16 protein-coding genes are annotated in these 18,030 nt (G+C 60.6%); 11 read left to right on the top strand and 5 right to left on the bottom strand.

Translation table 11 applies throughout. The features are described 5' to 3' along the window. Nucleotides 1-2: 2 nt before the first annotated feature. Nucleotides 3-365: an MGMT family protein gene (locus BM267_RS03500; protein ID WP_074777879.1), complete on the bottom strand. Its 363-nt coding sequence runs from the start codon at nt 363-365 to the stop codon at nt 3-5. A 48-nt stretch (nt 366-413) separates the two neighbouring features. On the opposite strand from BM267_RS03500, the gene BM267_RS03495 reads away from it, so the two are divergent. Next, nucleotides 414-1,424: a DUF481 domain-containing protein gene (locus tag BM267_RS03495; RefSeq protein ID WP_074777881.1), complete on the top strand. Its 1,011-nt coding sequence runs from the start codon at nt 414-416 to the stop codon at nt 1,422-1,424. Nucleotides 1,425-1,457: 33 nt separating this feature from the next. Here the strand turns inward: BM267_RS03495 and BM267_RS03490 are convergent, their stop codons facing one another. After that, complete coding sequence (locus BM267_RS03490; RefSeq protein ID WP_074777883.1) at nt 1,458-2,216, bottom strand: SDR family oxidoreductase; 759 nt, start codon at nt 2,214-2,216, stop codon at nt 1,458-1,460. A 191-nt stretch (nt 2,217-2,407) separates the two neighbouring features. Between BM267_RS03490 and BM267_RS03485 the strand changes: the two genes are divergently transcribed. The 4 genes from BM267_RS03485 to BM267_RS03470 all read left to right on the top strand — a co-directional run bounded on the left by BM267_RS03485 (nt 2,408) and on the right by BM267_RS03470 (nt 7,016). Continuing rightward, nucleotides 2,408-2,860 (top strand): FxsA family protein, encoded by a 453-nt coding sequence (locus tag BM267_RS03485; protein WP_177173373.1) that lies wholly within the window; start codon nt 2,408-2,410, stop codon nt 2,858-2,860. Nucleotides 2,861-3,050: 190 nt separating this feature from the next. Then, a complete protein-coding gene (locus BM267_RS03480; RefSeq protein WP_036988527.1) occupies nt 3,051-3,344 on the top strand; it encodes a co-chaperone GroES in 294 nt (97 codons plus the stop codon). 49 nt (nt 3,345-3,393) lie between these two features. Next, entirely contained in the window at nt 3,394-5,037 is a 1,644-nt protein-coding gene (gene groL, locus BM267_RS03475; protein ID WP_074777887.1) for a chaperonin GroEL, read from the top strand. An 812-nt stretch (nt 5,038-5,849) separates the two neighbouring features. After that, nucleotides 5,850-7,016: an acyl-CoA dehydrogenase family protein gene (locus BM267_RS03470; RefSeq protein WP_036988529.1), complete on the top strand. Its 1,167-nt coding sequence runs from the start codon at nt 5,850-5,852 to the stop codon at nt 7,014-7,016. Nucleotides 7,017-7,095: 79 nt separating this feature from the next. Here BM267_RS03470 and fdxA read toward each other — a convergent pair whose 3' ends face one another. Next, complete coding sequence (gene fdxA / locus BM267_RS03465) at nt 7,096-7,419, bottom strand: ferredoxin FdxA (protein ID WP_036988530.1); 324 nt, start codon at nt 7,417-7,419, stop codon at nt 7,096-7,098. A 143-nt stretch (nt 7,420-7,562) separates the two neighbouring features. Beyond that, entirely contained in the window at nt 7,563-10,139 is a 2,577-nt protein-coding gene (gene mutS, locus BM267_RS03460; RefSeq protein ID WP_235818225.1) for a DNA mismatch repair protein MutS, read from the bottom strand. An 87-nt stretch (nt 10,140-10,226) separates the two neighbouring features. On the opposite strand from mutS, the gene BM267_RS03455 reads away from it, so the two are divergent. The 3 genes from BM267_RS03455 (at nt 10,227) to BM267_RS03445 (ending at nt 12,455) form a co-directional block, all read left to right on the top strand. Continuing rightward, entirely contained in the window at nt 10,227-10,739 is a 513-nt protein-coding gene (locus BM267_RS03455; protein WP_036988531.1) for a CinA family protein, read from the top strand. 218 nt (nt 10,740-10,957) lie between these two features. Then, entirely contained in the window at nt 10,958-11,995 is a 1,038-nt protein-coding gene (gene recA / locus BM267_RS03450; protein WP_036988537.1) for a recombinase RecA, read from the top strand. Nucleotides 11,996-12,062: 67 nt separating this feature from the next. Continuing rightward, nucleotides 12,063-12,455, top strand: coding sequence for a regulatory protein RecX (locus BM267_RS03445; protein WP_051610695.1), 393 nt, complete (start codon nt 12,063-12,065; stop codon nt 12,453-12,455). Nucleotides 12,456-12,488: 33 nt separating this feature from the next. Here BM267_RS03445 and BM267_RS03440 read toward each other — a convergent pair whose 3' ends face one another. Next, nucleotides 12,489-12,887: a PA3611 family quorum-sensing-regulated virulence factor gene (locus BM267_RS03440; protein ID WP_036988539.1), complete on the bottom strand. Its 399-nt coding sequence runs from the start codon at nt 12,885-12,887 to the stop codon at nt 12,489-12,491. A gap of 445 nt (nt 12,888-13,332) precedes the next feature. Here BM267_RS03440 and BM267_RS03435 point away from each other — a divergent pair, with 445 nt between their 5' ends. The 3 genes from BM267_RS03435 (at nt 13,333) to BM267_RS03425 (ending at nt 17,954) form a co-directional block, all read left to right on the top strand. Continuing rightward, on the top strand, nt 13,333-14,004 hold the full coding sequence (locus BM267_RS03435; protein ID WP_036988540.1) for a response regulator transcription factor: 672 nt from the start codon (nt 13,333-13,335) through the stop codon (nt 14,002-14,004). Nucleotide 14,005: 1 nt separating this feature from the next. Beyond that, nucleotides 14,006-14,386 (top strand): diacylglycerol kinase, encoded by a 381-nt coding sequence (locus tag BM267_RS03430; protein ID WP_036988541.1) that lies wholly within the window; start codon nt 14,006-14,008, stop codon nt 14,384-14,386. A 94-nt stretch (nt 14,387-14,480) separates the two neighbouring features. Beyond that, a complete protein-coding gene (locus BM267_RS03425; RefSeq protein WP_036988542.1) occupies nt 14,481-17,954 on the top strand; it encodes a hybrid sensor histidine kinase/response regulator in 3,474 nt (1,157 codons plus the stop codon). The last annotated feature ends 76 nt before the right edge of the window (nt 17,955-18,030 follow it).

The following is an 18,030-nucleotide window of genomic DNA, read 5'->3' as shown; positions in this document are numbered from 1 at the left end:
GATCACTTGTCGCTTGTACTCTCATCCGGCCAGCCGAAACGGGCCATGTTCACCCGCCGGTTGCGAATGATGACACCTTCGGCCATCAGCCGCTGATATTGTTCCTGCCCGGAGGGGCTGTCCGGTGGCAATGAGAGCTGGCCCTGACTATTCAGCACCCGATGCCAGGGCAAGGTGGTGCCGTCCGGCAATTGCCCCAGCCAGCGTCCGACCAGGCGTGCACCACGGCCCAGACCGGCCAGTTGTGCCAGCCGCCCGTAGCTGGTTACCCGCCCCGGAGGAATGGCGGCGAGTACTTGCCAGAACATTTGCTTGCGATCATCCGGAGAGGCAGCCGAAGCAGATGCCGGGGAACCTTCTCTCATGGATAATGCCTCTCTCTTTGTCTCTGTCGATTGCCCAGGCTGGTTTTCATGTTCAAGTCGCGCTATCTGCTGTTGTTGTCCCTGCTGTTCGCATTACCTGTGTCTGCCGATACCCTCTGGCTGGATAACGGTGACCGGCTGACCGGTCGTATCGAAGTCATGGAGGGCAACAAGCTGGTCATCCAGACCGATTTTGCCGGCCAGGTGGCAGTCAATGTCAATCGCATCCTCACGCTGGAAAGTGACCGCCAGCTGTTGATCAAGACCAGCGACAATACGCAGCACGCCCGGCGTATTCAACCATCTGAGCAGGCCGGGGAAATTTTCCTGGTCAACGGCGAGCCCGAACCTCAGCCGCTGCAGATTGCCCAGCTGCGGCAAATGATGGAGCCGCAGCCGGTGATCGAGGACTGGGTCTGGGATGGCCGGGTGGATCTGTCGCTGGAACTGGAGAACACCGATTCGAAGAAACGTGATCTGGACATCGATGTTTCCACTGAAGCGCGCCACGGTGACTGGCGGCATGCCTTCACCGGTGACTTTGAACGCGATTACCGGGACGACATCAAGACCCGGCACTTCTGGGAGTCGGACTATACCCTGAGCTGGTTCTTTGCCGAGAAATGGTTCTGGCAGAATCGGGTCAGCTATCAGCGCGACCATCTGGGCGAGGTGAAGCGCCAGATCCAGGTGGGTTCCGGTCCGGGTTATGAGTGGTGGAACAATGCGCTAGGCCGCTTCGAGACCTCCGCTCGCTTCGAGCATCTGCGCATGGATGCCCGGGACGGGTCGGACACTCGCAACAATGGCTTGGGTCTGGCCTGGGATTACCGGCGATACCTGCTCGGCAAGCGTTTCCAGCTGGTGCACAACACGGAAACCCTGATCCCCAACGATGACGAGGTGAACTACATCGTCGATACGGAACTGGGGTTACGCTATCTGCTCAACAGCTGGGCCTCGCTGAGCCTGATGACCGAGTGGGATTACACCAGCAGCTCGGACGAGAAGAGTCGCAACGAGACCCGCTACAAGGTTGGCCTTGGCGTCAACTGGTGACGCCGAGGCAACGGGTGGCGGGCCGTTATTGCATTACAACCGCAGACCGCCGTCCAGCTCCAGAATCCGGCCGCTGTAGTAATCGTTCTCGAACAGATAGGCGGCCGAATGGGCGATTTCCTCCGGCTTGCCCATGCGCCGCAGCGGAATACCGGCGGTCATCTTTTCCAGTGCCTCGGGCTTCATGCCGCCGGTCATCTCGGTCTCGATGAAACCGGGAGCGATGCCAGCCACGCGGATGCCGTAGCGCGCCAGTTCCTTGGCCCAGACCACGGTCAGCGCGGCCACGCCCGCCTTGGCGGCAGAATAATTGGACTGGCCCATGTTGCCGGCGCGGGAGATCGACGAGATGTTGATGATCAGGCCCTTGCTACCCAACTCCACCATCTTCGCCGCCACCTCGCGGGTACCGAGGAACACGCCGGTCAGGTTGACATCGATCACCGACTGCCACTGGCTCAGGCTCATCTTCTGGATCTGTCCGTCCTTGGCCTTGAGCAACAGGCCGTCGCGCAGGATGCCGGCATTGTTGATCAAGCCGTTGATGGTACCGAAATCATCCGCCACCTGATTGACCATGGCGCTGACCTGATCTTCATTGGCAACGTTGCAGACATAGGCGCGGGCATCGCCGCCGGCTGCCTTGCAGGCATTGACTGCCTCGTCCAGGCGAGCCTGGTCCAGGTCCACCAGCGCCAGGCGCGCGCCGCGCCCTGCCAGGTATTCCGCCATTGCCCGGCCCAGGCCCTGGCCGCCGCCGGTCACGATGATCACGCTGTCTTTCAGTTGCATGTTATTGATCCTCTGGTTAGTTGTTGGTTTCGGCCGCAAGAATGCAACAAGCCTTGCGCATTATGAATACCTTTCTGAAAATTCAGTCATCCATTGACCTGGTCGGCGGTTGCCGTGCTGGTCGCGGGCCGGGCTTGAAACTGATCTCGCCAGCCCCATATAGGAACTTTGTCACCATTCACGAGGTTGTCATGCCCTTGTTGCGCATACTGCTGTTGGCATTACCGCTGATCGAACTGACGAGCCTGATTCTGCTCGGCCAGGAGGTCGGGGTGGGTTGGACGTTATTGTGGGTGCTGTTTAGCGGTGTCGTCGGTCTGATGCTGATTCAGCGCAACGGCTGGGGCATGCTGCAGCGGTTGCAGCAGCAGATGGCCACCAATCGTAGCCCGTTCAACGTCCTCAAATCGGGCATGTGGGGCGTACTGGCCGGAGTGCTCATCGCGTTTCCGGGGTTGGTCAGCGATGTGCTGGCGATTCCCTGTCTGATCATGGCGCTGATGCACCGCGGTGGCGGTTCCGGGCCGGATGACCAGAACGGACCACGCATGTACCGACGCGGTGAACACACCATCATCGAAGGGGAGTGGGAAGCGGGACAGCCCACGCCAGCCGATGACGACCAGCGTTTGAACCGGCCTTGAAAAATTTGCGTCCGGCCCCTTGAAATGGATTGGCCGGGCCCCATAAACAAGGCACCAGTTTTACAGGCGCCCATTGCGGGAGCCTGTGTTGGATAGGGACGCAGCTCAGGCACGTCCTTCAGGCCCAGGCCTGATTAACTTGAAATGCCGGCAAGCCGGCCTTTGACATTCATTTGGGAGACTCACAACGATGAAAATCCGTCCGTTACACGATCGCGTAGTCGTTCGTCGCAGCGAAGAAGAAACAAAAACCGCTGGCGGTATCGTTCTGCCTGGCTCTGCAGCAGAAAAACCGAATACCGGCGTGGTCCTTGCTGTTGGTACCGGGCGTCTGCTGGACAATGGTGAAGTGCGTCCGCTGGCCGTCAAAGAAGGCGACAAGGTTGTTTTCGGACCCTATTCCGGCAGCAGCACCATCAAGATCGATGGTGAAGAGCTGCTGATGATGAGCGAATCCGAAATCTACGGTGTCCTGGAAGGCTAAGGCCGCACCAGTCCGATCCCTGAACGAATTCATTTGAAGGAAAGTGAAAATGGCTGCTAAAGAAGTATTGTTCGACGTTGCCGCGCGCAACAGAATGCTGGAAGGCGTCAATGTCCTGGCCGACGCTGTCAAATCCACCCTGGGTCCGAAGGGCCGCAACGTCCTGATCGAGCGCAGCTTCGGCGCGCCGCTGATCACCAAGGACGGCGTTTCCGTCGCCAAGGAAATCGAGCTGAAAGATCGCTTCGAAAACATGGGCGCCCAGCTGGTCAAAGACGTTGCCTCCCGTGCCAACGACGATGCTGGTGACGGTACTACCACCGCGACCGTACTGGCCCAGGCCATCGTTACCGAAGGTCTGAAAGCCGTTGCTGCCGGCATGAACCCGATGGACCTCAAGCGCGGCATCGACAAGGCCACCGTGGCTGTGGTTGCCGAGCTGAAGAACCTGGCCAAGCCCTGTGCCGACTCCAAGGCCATCGCCCAGGTAGGCACCATCTCCGCCAACTCCGACGACTCCATCGGCAAGATCATTGCCGAAGCCATGGATCGCGTTGGCAAGGAAGGCGTGATCACCGTTGAGGAAGGTTCCGGTCTGGACAACGAGCTGTCCGTCGTTGAAGGCATGCAGTTCGACCGCGGTTACCTGTCCCCCTACTTCGTCAACAAGCCGGAAACCATGTCCGCCGAGCTGGACAACCCGTACATCCTGCTGGTTGACAAGAAGATCTCCAACATCCGCGAAATGCTGCCGGTACTGGAAGCTGTCGCCAAGGCCGGTCGTCCGCTGATGATCGTTGCTGAAGACGTTGAAGGCGAAGCGCTGGCTACTCTGGTAGTCAACAACATGCGCGGCATCGTCAAGGTTGCTGCGGTCAAGGCGCCTGGCTTCGGCGATCGCCGCAAGGCCATGCTGGAAGACATCTCCATCCTCACCGGTGGTACCGTCATCAGCGAAGAAGTCGGCATGAGCCTGGAAACCACTGGTCTGGAGCACCTGGGTCAGGCCAAGCGCGTGCAGATCAACAAGGACAACTCCACCATCATCGATGGTGCCGGTTCCCAGACTGATATCGAAGCCCGCGTTGCCCAGATCCGCAAGCAGGTTGAAGAAACCACTTCCGACTACGACAAGGAAAAACTGCAGGAGCGTCTGGCCAAGCTGGCTGGCGGTGTTGCGGTCATCAAGGTCGGCGCCGCTACCGAAGTGGAAATGAAAGAGAAGAAGCACCGCGTTGAAGACGCGCTGCACGCGACCCGTGCCGCCGTTGAAGAAGGCGTGGTACCTGGCGGTGGTGTTGCCCTGGTGCGCACCCTGGTGGCTTTCGAGAACCTGGTTGGTGACAACGAAGACCAGAACGTCGGTATCAAGCTGCTGCGTCGCGCCATCGAAGCGCCGCTGCGCCAGATCGTCACCAACGCTGGTGAAGAAGCCGCTGTGGTATTGCAGGCTGTGCGTGCCGGTGAAGGCAACTATGGCTACAACGCTGCTACCGGTGAGTACGGCGACATGATCGAAATGGGTATCCTCGATCCGGCCAAGGTAACCCGTAGCGCGCTGCAAGCCGCTGCTTCCGTTGCCAGCCTGATGATCACTACCCAGGCGATGATTGCCGAGCTGCCGGAAGACAAGCCGGCCATGCCCGACATGAGCGGTATGGGTGGCATGGGCGGTATGGGCGGCATGATGTAAGTCGCTCCCCGCGCAGCACCGAAACCCGCCCCTGATTCAGGGGCGGGTTTTTTTGTTTCTGTCTCCTGAGCGAGCTGGCGAAGAAGGCCTCGTGTAAGACATTGGCTATGTTCTGTGTAAGTCTTATCAGTCACTTGTCGTGAGCGGAATAGGATTTTTGTCTGTGGAAAAATAGTAACCAATTGAAATTAATCATAAATATCTACCATAGCCCTAACGGGTGAGACGATTTTTGATATTGATCAGGGATCGTTTCCGGGTACTATGTGTCCATGCGCGACGGACTGCGCTGCTCGGCAGGGAGCTTGAGCTAAGGGAGCATCAGGAAGGTGACAGTCAGGACGACTGGGTCAGGGAAGGCAGTAGGGATAGAAAAAAGTGGGGGGCGGATTATTCCGCCCCCTTTTTTTGTCTTGAATATCTCTGACCTGATCGCTTATTCCTTGCTTCATGCTTCTCGTCTGATCAGACGATGCCAGCCTGCGTTGAACTTTCCAGAATCGATGACATTGATACCGCTGCAACCGCTGCGTAACCATGATGTACACCGAAGGCGGCACCAGCTGCGTGCTGGGTGGGCCGGGCGATGCGGTGCTCAACCGGATGCCGGCGGCAGTGCGTTGCCAGGGACTGAGCATCTTGGTCAGCAAATTGAAGCAGGGCGCCACCCAAGAACTCCGTGGGTAGCCACGCGGCTGGTATGGTCACCCTGGTTCTGCCCGCATAGCGGAGATGAATAATGTATTGCTTTCGGGCAAGGCCGCGACTGATGGCCTAGGCGCCACCGAATTTTCCAAGAAATCCGGCTGCACATGTTTGTCGATCTGACCGCGGAACAGAAGAAACTGCGTCTAGAGGTACGGGATTATTTCAATAACCTGATGACCGATGAGCTGCGCCGCGAGCTGCGCGGCGCGGAGGGCTCGGACACGTCGAACCGGCTGGTTCGGCAAATGGGTCAGGATGGCTGGCTGGCGGTGGGGTGGCCAAAGGAGCACGGCGGACAGGGCTACGGCCCCACCGAGCAGCTGATCTTCTTCGAGGAGGCCAACATCGCCGGTGCGCCGCTGCCTTTCGTCACCATCAGCACCGTGGGACCGGCGTTGATGGCTCACGGCACGCCTGAGCAGAAAGAAAGCTTCCTGCCGGGCATCGCTGCCGGAGAAATCCATTTCGCCATCGGCTACTCCGAGCCGGGCGCCGGATCAGACCTGGCGACGCTGAAGACCACGGCGCGGGTTGAAGAGGATGGCTTTGTCGTCAATGGCAACAAGCTGTGGACCTCAGGTGCCCATTCCGCCGATTACATCTGGCTGGCTGCACGCACCAACCCGGAAGAGGCGCGGCATAAAGGCATCTCCATCCTCATTGTCGATACTAAGACCGAGGGCTTTTCCCATACCCTGATCCCGACCTGCAGCAACCCTACCGCAGCCACCTACTATGACAATGTGTTCGTGCCGAACAACCGTCTGGTCGGTGAGCTGAACAAGGGCTGGCAACTGGTTACTGCCCAGCTCAACCATGAGCGGCTGGGGCTGGGTTCCTGGTCAGACCGGGTGGTGGGTATTTTCCGCAAGGTCTATTTGTGGGCGCGGGCGGAGGATGAACAGGGCCGGTGCGCTGCGGACCAGGCCTGGGTACGCAGTCTGCTTGCGGAGTGTTATGCCAAGATCGAGGCCATGCGCCTGATCAACTTCCGTATTGCTGCCGACCTGGATCAGGGGCGGATGGATGTGGCGTTGGCCTCGACCACCAAGGTATTTGGTTCGGAGGCGGTGGTTGATATCCTGCGCAAGCTCAGCGAGGTGGTTGGCGCCAATGGGCTGGTCCGCGAGGGCAGTGCGGCGGCTTTCCTGCAGGGTGAGCTGGAATACGATGTACGCGCTTCTGTCACGCTGACCTTCGGTGGCGGTACCAACGAGATTCAGCGGGAGTTGATTGCGCAATTTGGCCTGGGCATGCCGCGCTCGCGTTGAGCGGCGGGGTAAGCCAACAGGCGCCATAAAAAAAGGCTGATCGGATGATCAGCCTTTTTCACACCATGGGGCCCGGAACTCAGCGCTCCAGCTGCTCCAGTTTGTCCGCCACACCATCCCATTCTTCGGCGTCGGGCAGGGCGTCCTTCTTCTCGGTGATATTCGGCCACACGTCGGCCAGTTCGGCGTTCAGCTCGATGAAGGCCTGCTGATTCTCCGGCACCTCATCTTCGGCAAAAATCGCATTGGCCGGGCACTCGGGCTCGCACAGGGCGCAATCGATGCACTCATCGGGATGAATGACCAGGAAGTTCGGACCTTCGTAGAAACAGTCGACAGGACATACCTCAACGCAATCGGTGTACTTGCATTTGATGCAGTTGTCGGTCACAACAAAGGTCATGGTAGGTCTCCCAAAAGGCATGCCAAAAGATGGCGCGTATTCTAGCAGCAAATTTCCCGGTGGGGCACTTCGCTGGATGTTTTTTACCCGCTTGCGTCATTTGGCTGCAGCTTTAATGATAATAGCTATCATTTGATGCTATTTCAGCCCAACTCCGTCTTCCACTGATACAACAGCTCGAGTGCCTGGCGCGGACTCAATTCGTCCGGTTTGAGGCGCTGGAGAGCCTCCACCAGCGGATGCGGCGCCGCGGCGAACAGATCATTCTGAAGCGGCATGCTGTCCCGTACCGATCCGCTCGCCGTCTGGTGCAGGCTCTGCTGTTCCAGGTCCGCCAGATGCTGCCGCGCCCGGTCGATCACCGGGCGCGGTACGCCGGCCAGTTGAGCGACCTGCAAGCCGTAGCTCTGGCTCGCCGGGCCCGGCAGAACGGTATGCAAGAACACGATGCGCTCGTTGTGTTCAGTGGCGTTCAGATGCACGTTGGCGACCCCCGGATCGCTATCGGCCAGCGCGGTCAGTTCGAAGTAATGGGTGGCGAACAGGGTGAATGCCCGCACCTGGGCCAGGTATTCGGCGGCGGACCAAGCCAGCGACAGGCCATCGAAGGTGCTGGTGCCGCGGCCCACCTCGTCCATCAGCACCAGGCTGCAGTCAGTGGCGTTATGCAGGATATTGGCCGTTTCGCTCATCTCGACCATGAAGGTCGAGCGGCCACCGGCCAGATCATCGCTGGAGCCGATGCGGGTGAAGATGCGATCGACTGGCGACAGCTCAACTTTCGCCGCCGGTACGAAGGCGCCGATATGAGCCAGCAGTACGATCAATGCCGTCTGGCGCATATAGGTGGATTTACCACCCATGTTGGGGCCGGTGATGACCAGCATGCGGGTATCGGCGGTGAGTTGCAGGTCGTTGGCCACGAAGGGGCCGTCGAGCACCTTTTCCACCACCGGGTGGCGGCCCTGTTCGATGCACAGCTGGCTGCTGCCGGGCACAAAGGTCGGTCGGCAGTAATCCAGGCTGGCGGCGCGCTCCGCCAGGCAGGTCAGCACATCCAGCTCGGCCAGGCTGGCGGCGCTGTCCTGCAGGTGGGCCAGATCATCATTCAGTCGATCAAGCAGCTCATCGTACAGTTGCTTTTCCCGGGCCAGGGCACGGCTGCGTGCCGACAGGGCCTTGTCTTCAAACTCCTTGAGTTCGGGGGTGATGAAACGCTCGGCGCCCTTGAGCGTCTGCCGGCGGATATAGTCGGCCGGGGCCTCGGCCGACTGGCCGCGGGACAGCTCGATGAAATAGCCATGCACGCGGTTGTAGCCGACCTTGAGGGTGGACAGGCCGGTGCGCTCGCGCTCGCGGGTTTCCAGGTCGATCAGGTACTGACCGGCGTTCTCGCTGATGTTCTGCAGTTCATCCAGTTCGCTGTCATAACCGGTCTTGATCACGCCACCATCGCGGATTACCGCCGGCGGGTTGTCGATGATCGCCCGCTGCAGCAGCTCGGCAAGTTCCGGATAGGTAGATACGATCCTCGCCAGCTGCCCTATGTGCGGGGTGGCTACCGGCTCCAGCGTGGCCTGTAGCTCCGGCAGGGTGGCCAGCGCATCGCGCAGGCGCGCCAGGTCCCGCGGACGGGCCGAGCGCAGGGCAACGCGGGCGAGAATGCGCTCGATATCGCCAATGCCCTTGAGTACCGGGTGGATGGTCTCGTAATGGTAGCCATCGATCAGCCCGGCAATACTGTCCTGGCGCGCCTGCAGCACCGTCATGTCGCGCAGCGGGCGGTTCAGCCAGCGGGCCAGCAGACGGCTGCCCATGGCGGTGGCGCTGTGGTCCAGCACATCGAGCAGGGTGTTGTCGCGGCTGCCGCCCAGGTTGCAGTCAATCTCCAGATTGCGTCGGCTGGCGCTGTCGATCACGACGCTGTCCTCGAAGCGCTCCTGGGTAATGCTGCGCAGGTGCGGCAGGGCAGTGCGCTGGGTTTCCTTGGCGTAGCAAAGCAGCGCACCGGCGGCGCCGAGGCCCAGGGTCAGGTCGGCGCAACCGAAACCGACCAGATCCTTGGTGGCGAACTGCTGGGTCAGGGTCTTGAAAGCGCTGTCCTGGTCGAATTCCCAGGGCGCGCGGCGGCGCACCGAGCGGCGCCGCTCGATCGGCGTATTGGCTTCCCAGTCGTCGGGAATCAGCAGTTCCGCCGGCGCCAGGCGCTCCAGTTCGCCGAGCAGCGTTTCCCAGCCGCCCAGCTCCATGGCGGTGAAGCGGCCACTGTTGATATCCAGGGTGGCCAGGCCGAAGCGTCGCTCGTTGCCCACCAGCGCGGCGAGCAGATTGTCGCGGCGCTCATCCAGCAATGCTTCGTCGCTTACGGTGCCGGGAGTGAGGATGCGCACCACCTGCCGCTCGACCGGCCCCTTGCTGGTAGCCGGGTCGCCGATCTGCTCACAGATGACCACCGACTCACCGAGCTTGACCAGCTTGGCCAGATAGCCCTCGGCGGCGTGAAAGGGAATGCCGGCCATAGGGATCGGCTGGCCGGCGGAATTACCCCTGGCGGTGAGGGTAATATCCAGCAGCCGCGCGGCTTTTTTCGCGTCATCGTGGAACAACTCGTAGAAATCACCCATCCGATAGAACAGCAACTGATCGGGATGCTGCTGCTTTATGCCAAAGTACTGCTGCATCATCGGCGTGTGGGTAACGGATTTCTCGGTGCGGCTCATGAAGGTCCCTGATCGATAGTTCTGCAAGAAAAGGGCATAGTCTAACAAACGGTGCCGTCTTTTAAGCGTAAGAATGAGGAGCATGCGATGTCGCAATATGATCCCCTGATCGATTCCGCCGCCGCCCGACTGGGCAATGCATTGCGTCAGCAGGGCCTGCGTGTGACCGCGGCCGAATCCTGTACCGGCGGCGGAATTGCCGAGGCGATAACCCGGGTCAGCGGCAGTTCCGGCTGGTTCGATACCGGCTTCGTCACCTATGCCAATCACAGCAAGGTGCGCTGGCTCGATGTGAGTGAAGAGGACCTGCTGCAGTTCGGCGCAGTCAGCGAGCCGGTAGTGCGGGCCATGGCGGAGGGAGCGCTGGAGGCTGCCGGGGCGGATCTGGCGGTGGCGGTGAGCGGGATTGCCGGGCCCGAGGGCGGCACGCCGGACAAGCCCGTGGGTACCGTCTGGTTTGGCTGGGCTGTCCGTGATCGAGGTGTGCTCAGTCAATGTCGGCGCATCCAGGGCAGCCGCCGGGACGTGCGCGCCCAGGCGGTGTTGCATGGCCTGGAGGGGCTGATTATGGAGCTGGAGAAGTTGGCGAGAGCGCGATAGCGTTGCTCGGCACCCATTCGCGGGCAAGCCGCTCCCTAAGGTGTCTGTAGATGTCGTTGCAGGGGCGAAGCAGAAGGCGTTGCCAATCGCCGCACAGTCTCGATGAAAGGGGGTAGGCGATTCCGGACAACTGTGGAATAATCACTGACCATACATACAGTGTTTTGATTTTCCATTTTTCCGGGGCGCTCGCGTACCCCCATACCAGAGGATGCACAATGGACGACAACAAGAAGAAGGCGCTTTCAGCGGCTTTGAGTCAGATTGAACGTCAATTTGGCAAGGGTGCGGTCATGCGCATGGGCGACCACGAGCGTCAGGCGATCCCGTCGATCTCCACCGGCTCGCTGGGCCTGGATATCGCCCTGGGCCTGGGCGGTCTGCCCAAGGGCCGGATCGTCGAGATCTACGGTCCGGAATCATCCGGTAAAACCACGCTGACCTTGTCGGTTATTGCCCAGGCGCAGAAAAGCGGCGCCACCTGCGCCTTCGTCGATGCCGAGCACGCGCTCGATCCGGAGTACGCCGGCAAGCTGGGCGTGAATGTGGATGACCTCCTGGTGTCCCAGCCGGATACCGGTGAGCAGGCACTGGAAATCACCGATATGCTGGTGCGCTCCAACGCCGTGGACGTGATCATCGTCGACTCCGTGGCGGCACTGGTGCCCAAGGCCGAAATCGAAGGCGACATGGGTGACCACCACGTCGGCGTGCAGGCTCGTCTGATGTCCCAGGCGCTGCGCAAGATTACCGGTAACATCAAGAACGCCAACTGTCTGGTGATCTTCATCAACCAGATTCGCATGAAGATCGGTGTCATGTTCGGCAACCCGGAAACCACCACCGGCGGTAACGCGCTGAAGTTCTACTCCTCGGTGCGTCTGGATATTCGCCGCACCGGTGCGGTGAAGGAAGGCGACGAGGTGATCGGCAGCGAAACCCGGGTCAAGGTAGTGAAGAACAAGGTGGCGCCGCCGTTCCGTCAGGCTGAGTTCCAGATTCTGTATGGCACCGGTATCTACCATAATGCCGAGATCATCGACCTGGGCGTGCAGATCGGTCAGATCGAGAAATCCGGCGCCTGGTACAGCTACAAGGGCAACAAGATCGGGCAGGGCAAGGCCAATGCGGCCAAGTTCCTGGCTGACAACCCGCAGATCGCCGATGAGATCGAAAAGGCCATCCGTGATGAGTTGCTTCCCAAGGCCAGCAGCAAGACGGCTGCGGTCGAAGAGAATGCCGATCTCGACGGCTGATATCGGCAACTGACGCGTGTTAGGTAAACAGAGCCTGGATACCCCGGCGGCTATCCGCCGCTCGGCGATGGATCTGCTGGCCCGGCGCGAACACAGCTACGCCGAGCTAGTGCGCAAGCTGCGCCAGCGGGGCGCAGCAACCGAGATGGCGGAAGTGGAGCTGGATCGGTTGCAGGAGCAGGGGCTGCTCAGCGATGAGCGCTTCTGCGAGGCTTACGTCTATTCCCGCAGCCAGCGCGGTTATGGCCCGGTCCGGCTGCGCGAAGAGCTACGCCAGCGCGGCGTGGCCGAGCGGCTGATCGACGAAGTACTGCGTGATGGTGCCTGGGATTGGGCCGCTCTGGCCCAGATGGCCTTCGCGAAACGCTTCCCTGAAGGTCCGGCCAGTGACCTCAAGGAGCGAGCGAGGCAGCAACGCTTCATGCAATATCGCGGCTTCGGTGGCTACTTCTCGAACTGACTCCATGTGGGGCTACTTTGATCCCGACGTGACTTACATGGCCTGGCAGTGATCGGCCACGAAACTCTGGGTCAGCACCGGCTGGTTGGAGTCAGCCAGCACGAAGTGGTAAGTCAACGTGGCACCCATGTCCAGCAGACGGCGAAAGCGCTGGTCGGCACAAACACTGCTTTGCAGCTGGCTGCGCACTACCAGTGGGTCACTCTGCATGCGCGAGGCATAAGCAGGGTCCACGGTCAGGTGATTGATGAGCTCCTGCCCTTCGGCAGTGAAGCCTTCATCCACAATATTGGCATTGACCTGCCGCGGGGTACCCTTGCTGCTTTGCTGAGCGACACTCTTCAACGTCGCTTCCAGACGGGTTTCGCGCAAAGATGCGGCCTGGCTGGGCAGGGCGATCAACAGGGCAATCATGACGATAAGGTAACGCATAGGTTCTCCACCGGGCTGTGTTCATATCTGCGAGCGTACATCTGTGACCTTCATCGCTCCTACTGGTTCTGAGGGGGCATGAATTTTCCTCAGTGGTGGTCGGCTGGCTCCTGCTGAACAGCGGCCGGACCTTGGCGGTGTTGCCGATACAGCGGATGGCATCAGGGTCGATACTCTCGAACCGCAGCGCCAGTGCCAGGCTAGCCAGGGCGCAGATGTTGAACTGAATAAAGGATACGCGAATCGGATCATATCGTATGGCCAGTATGCCGGCCAGCAACACATGGATTGCCCAGCAGGCGGCACCCGCCAGCAGCGCAACCGGAGAAAGACACCGCGTGTGCTGTTGGGTTCCGGTAAACAAATTGACGGATGCTGTCTCCAATGTCAGGCTGTGTCGCTGCGCGATGACATATCCGGACACACAACACAGGCAGGAAGCGGCATGGGGCCTATCTACGAGATTCTGATTGCGGACGATCATCCATTGTTTCGCAGCGCTCTGTTTCAGGCGCTGAGCAGTGGCCTGAGTGCCGAGATCAAGCTGACCGAGGCCGGTTCGATTGCCGAGTTGCAGGCCCTGCTCGACCAGCGCAGTAGTTGGGATCTGGTGCTGCTCGACCTGAACATGCCGGGCGCCCACGGTTTTTCCGGCCTGGTATTGCTGCGTAGCCATTATCCTCATGTCCCGGTGATCGTCATATCAGCCCAGGAAGAGGCCGCGGTGGTCAAGCGTGCGCGGGACTTCGGCGCAAGTGGTTTTATCCCCAAATCCTCCAGTCTGGAGAATATCCAGAAATCGGTGCAGGACGTGCTCGATGGCGATGTCTGCTGGCCGGCACAGGTTGATGAGAATGTCGCTCCGCTGAGTGCGGAGGAGGAAGCCATCAGTACCCAGCTGGCCAGCCTGACGCCGCAGCAGTTCCGGGTGCTCAGCATGGTGTGCGATGGTTTGCTGAACAAGCAGATAGCCTATGAACTGAGCGTTTCCGAAGCGACCATCAAGGCGCATGTAACGGCTATTTTCCGCAAGCTGGGTGTACGCACCCGTACCCAGGCGGCCTTGGCGCTGCAGCATATGGAGCTGGCCAGGTCGGGCCGCCAGTCGCACTCCTGACATGGAGCCGCCGGAAAACCCCTACAAAGGCATCACAGGCGTCAGGCGCATCTGGCTTGCCTGCGGCTATTCGCTGGATGGGCTCAAGGTGGCCTACCAGGGGGAGGCGGCCTTCCGGCAGTTGGTCTGGCTGGCGATGGTATTGGTCCCAATCGCTTGTGTACTGCCGGTCTCGGCGCCAGCCAGAGCACTGCTGATCGCCTGTGTGGTGCTGTCACTGGTGGTGGAGCTGTTGAATTCCGCCATCGAAGCGGCTATCGATCGCATTTCCCTGGAACGCCATCCCTTGTCCAAGGCGTCCAAGGATATGGGCAGCGCCGCGCAGATGTTGAGCCTGTTTCTGATCGCGGTGGTCTGGGCGCTGGTGTTGCTGAGCAATTGAAGTCTACTTCGACTTAGGTATGAGGCGCCGCTTCTGGGCAAAGCGGTCGCTGCCTGCCAGACTACGCACTCTCCATTTCCGAGATTGACCGTCAATGATGCTTTCCGGCGGACTGGTTGCGTCCACCTTCCTGATCTATATGGCTTGCCTGTTTGCTATCGCCTTCTGGGGTGATCGGCAGACCGACGAGTTCAGCCCGCGTGTGCGGGTCTGGGTCTATAGCTTGTCGTTGGCGGTGTGGTGTACCAGCTGGACCTTCTTCGGTGCGGTTGGAATGGCGGCGGGCCAGATCTGGGATTTTTTGCCTATCTATATCGGTCCGGTGATCCTGTTCATGCTGGGCTGGCGGCTGTACGCCCGCATGCTGGCGATCAGTAAACAGGAAAATATCACTTCCATCGCCGACTTCATCGCCTCGCGCTACGGCAAGTCCCAGGGGCTGGGCGTGGTGGTTGCGCTACTGTGCCTGGTCAGCGTGCTGCCTTATATCGCCCTGCAGCTCAAGGGCATCGTGTTGGGTTTTACCCTGCTGACCGGGCAGGGCCCGGCCCTGGCCGAGGGCGCGCAGGGAGCGGAGGATACTGCGCTGGTGGTAACCTTCCTGCTGGCGCTGTTCACCATTTTGTTCGGTACCCGCAGTCTGGATGCTACCGAGCATCATCGCGGCATGATGCTGGCGATTGCCTTTGAATCAGTGGTCAAGCTGCTGGCGTTTCTTGCGGTGGGGGTCTTCGTCACCTTCGGGTTGTTTGGTGGTTTTGCCGACCTGCTGGAGCGGGCGGGCAACAGCACAGAGCTGGCCGAGTACTGGCAGCGCGAAACCATGCACACCAACCTGCTGTTCCAGACTTTCATCGCGATCCTGGCATTCCTCTGCCTGCCCCGGCAGTTCCAGGTGACGGTGGTGGAGAATATCAAGTCGTCGGATCTGCGCATGGCGCGTTGGGTGTTTCCAGCCTATCTGGTGTTGGCCGGCTTGTTCGTCGTGCCGATTAGTCTGGCCGGGCAATTGAGCTTTGGCGCGGCCCACTCCCCTGACTCCTACGTGATCAATCTGCCGCTGATGGAAGGCCAGCCGGTACTGGCATTGCTGGCCTTCCTGGGGGGCGCTTCGGCGGCCACCGGGATGGTGATCGTGGCAGCCATTGCCCTGAGTACCATGGTGTCCAATGACGTGGTATTGCCGTTGCTGCTGCGCAACCAGAAGCAGTCGGAACGCTCTTATGAAGAGTTTCGTGGCTGGCTGCTGAATATTCGCCGCAGCAGTATCCTGATCATCCTGCTGCTGGCCTATGTGGTTTATCGCATGATCGGTAGCGCCGGCAGTCTGGCCAATACCGGGCAGATTGCCTTTGCTGCCATCGTTCAACTGGCGCCGGCGATGTTCGGCGCGCTGTTCTGGAAGCAGGCCAACCGCACTGGCGTGTTCGCCGGGCTGGTGGTCGGTATCGCACTGTGGCTGTATCTGTTGATATTGCCGGTGCTGGGCATTAATGGCACTGCGGACTGGCCCTTGCTCGCTGAAATCTACAGCAACGCCTTCGGCTTGCCGGTCGATGGCCTGACGCTGGGCAGCATGATCGCGCTGGGCTGCAACTTTGCCGTATTCGTGGTGGTATCCACATTCAGCCGCACCCGGGTGCTGGAACATTGGCAGGCCAGCCGCTTCGTCAGCCTGGACGGCGACCAGTGGGCCGATGGCCCCAGCCGAGCCATGCTGCGGGTTACCGTGGATGATCTGCTGACTCTAGCGGCACGCTTTGTGGGTGACGAGCGCGCCCGCGCCGGCTTTGAGCGCTTTGCCGAGGCGCAGGATGTAGCCTTCATCCCGAATCAGGTCGCCGACAGCGGCTGGATTACCCAGACTGAACGTCTGCTGGCGGGGGTACTGGGTGCCTCGTCGGCGCGGGTGGTGGTGAAGGCGGCCATTGAAGGACGCGACATGCACTTCGAGGATGTGGTGCGCATCGTCGACGAGGCCTCCGAGGTGTTGCAGTTCAACCGCGGATTGTTGCAGGGTGCCATCGAGAATATCACCCAGGGTATCAGCGTGGTGGACAAGGAGCTGCGCCTGGTAGCCTGGAATCACCGCTACCTGGAGATGTTCCAGTATCCGGAGGGGCTGATCACCATCGGCCGGCCGATCGCCGACCTTATCCTGTGCAATGCCCGGCGTGGCTTGTGTGGTCCGGGCAATCCGCAGATGCATGTGGACAAGCGGGTCAACTGGATGCGTCGGGGCACCGCCCATCGCTCGGAGCGGTTGTTTCCCAATGGGCGGGTGATCGAGATTATTGGCAATCCGATGCCCGGCGGCGGCTTTGTCATGAGTTTTACCGATATTACCGCGTTCCGCGAAGCCGAGAAGGGGCTCAAGGAGTCCAACGAGGGGCTGGAACAGCGGGTCGTCGAGCGTACCCGGGAACTGTCCGAGTTGAACCAGGCGCTGATCCAGGCCAAGGCGCAGACCGAGCAGGCCAGCCAGTCCAAAGGGCGGTTCCTCACCGCCGTGAGCCATGATCTGATGCAGCCGATGAATGCGGCACGCCTGTTCTCCGCCTCCCTGGCGCATCAGCCCAACCTGCCACAGGAAGCCCAGGAACTGGTACGGCATCTGGACACCTCACTGCGCTCAGCCGAGGATCTGATTTCCGATCTGCTGGACCTGTCGCGGTTGGAGTCCGACCGCATTACCCCGGAATGGAGCAGCTTCCAGCTCACCGAGCTGATCGAGCCGCTGCGTATCGAATTCGGTGCGCTGGCGGCGGAGCAGGGCGTCGACCTGCGGGTTTACGGCAGCCGTTTGCGGGTGCGCAGTGATATCCGGCTGCTGCGCCGGGTGCTGCAGAACTTTCTCACCAACGCCTTCCGTTACGCGGCCAATTCCCGGGTGGTACTGGGCATGCGCCGGTTGCCAGGCAAGGTGCGCATCGAGGTCTGGGACCAGGGGCCGGGTATCCCGCGGGACAAACTGCAAACCATCTTCGAGGAATTCCAGCGGCTGGACAACCATCGCACTCAGGCTGAGAAGGGACTGGGTCTCGGGCTCGCCATCGCCGATGGCCTGTGCCGGGTGCTGGGTCATGAGCTGGCGGTGCGCTCCTGGCCGGGCCATGGCAGTGTATTCAGCGTGACGGTGCCGGTGGACAGCTATGATCGTCGGACCCGCACACCCCACGCGCAAAGCGCGCCGGCACTGAGCGGTGCCCAGGTGCTGTGCATCGATAACGAGCCGAATATCCTCACCGGCATGAACAGCCTGCTGAGCCGCTGGCAATGCAATGTCGCGGTGGCCCGCGATCGTGGGGAAGTGCAGCAGTTGCTGGACTCGGGTTTCTGCCCCGAGCTGGTCCTGGTCGATTACCACCTGGATGATGGCGATACCGGTATCGAGCTGATGAGCTGGCTGCGAGAGCTGTCCGCCACCACGCTGCCGGGTGTGGTGATCAGCGCCGACGGGCGCGATGAGCTGATCATGCGTATCCGCCTCAATGGCCTGGATTACCTGCCCAAACCGGTGAAGCCGGCGGCGTTGCGAGCGCTGATCAGTCGCTACGTCAATCTCTGACGCGGCGGACGAGCAAGCTGATAGAATCCGATGACGCCCCCTCGGGTGTCTCCTTCCGTACCAACAATCGAGATCA

Source organism: Halopseudomonas bauzanensis (assembly GCF_900114735.1).
Taxonomy (GTDB): Bacteria; Pseudomonadota; Gammaproteobacteria; order Pseudomonadales; family Pseudomonadaceae; genus Halopseudomonas; species Halopseudomonas bauzanensis.
The sequence above is the reverse complement of the archived record's forward strand: the minus strand, read 5'-3'. Positions and strand labels throughout refer to the sequence as shown.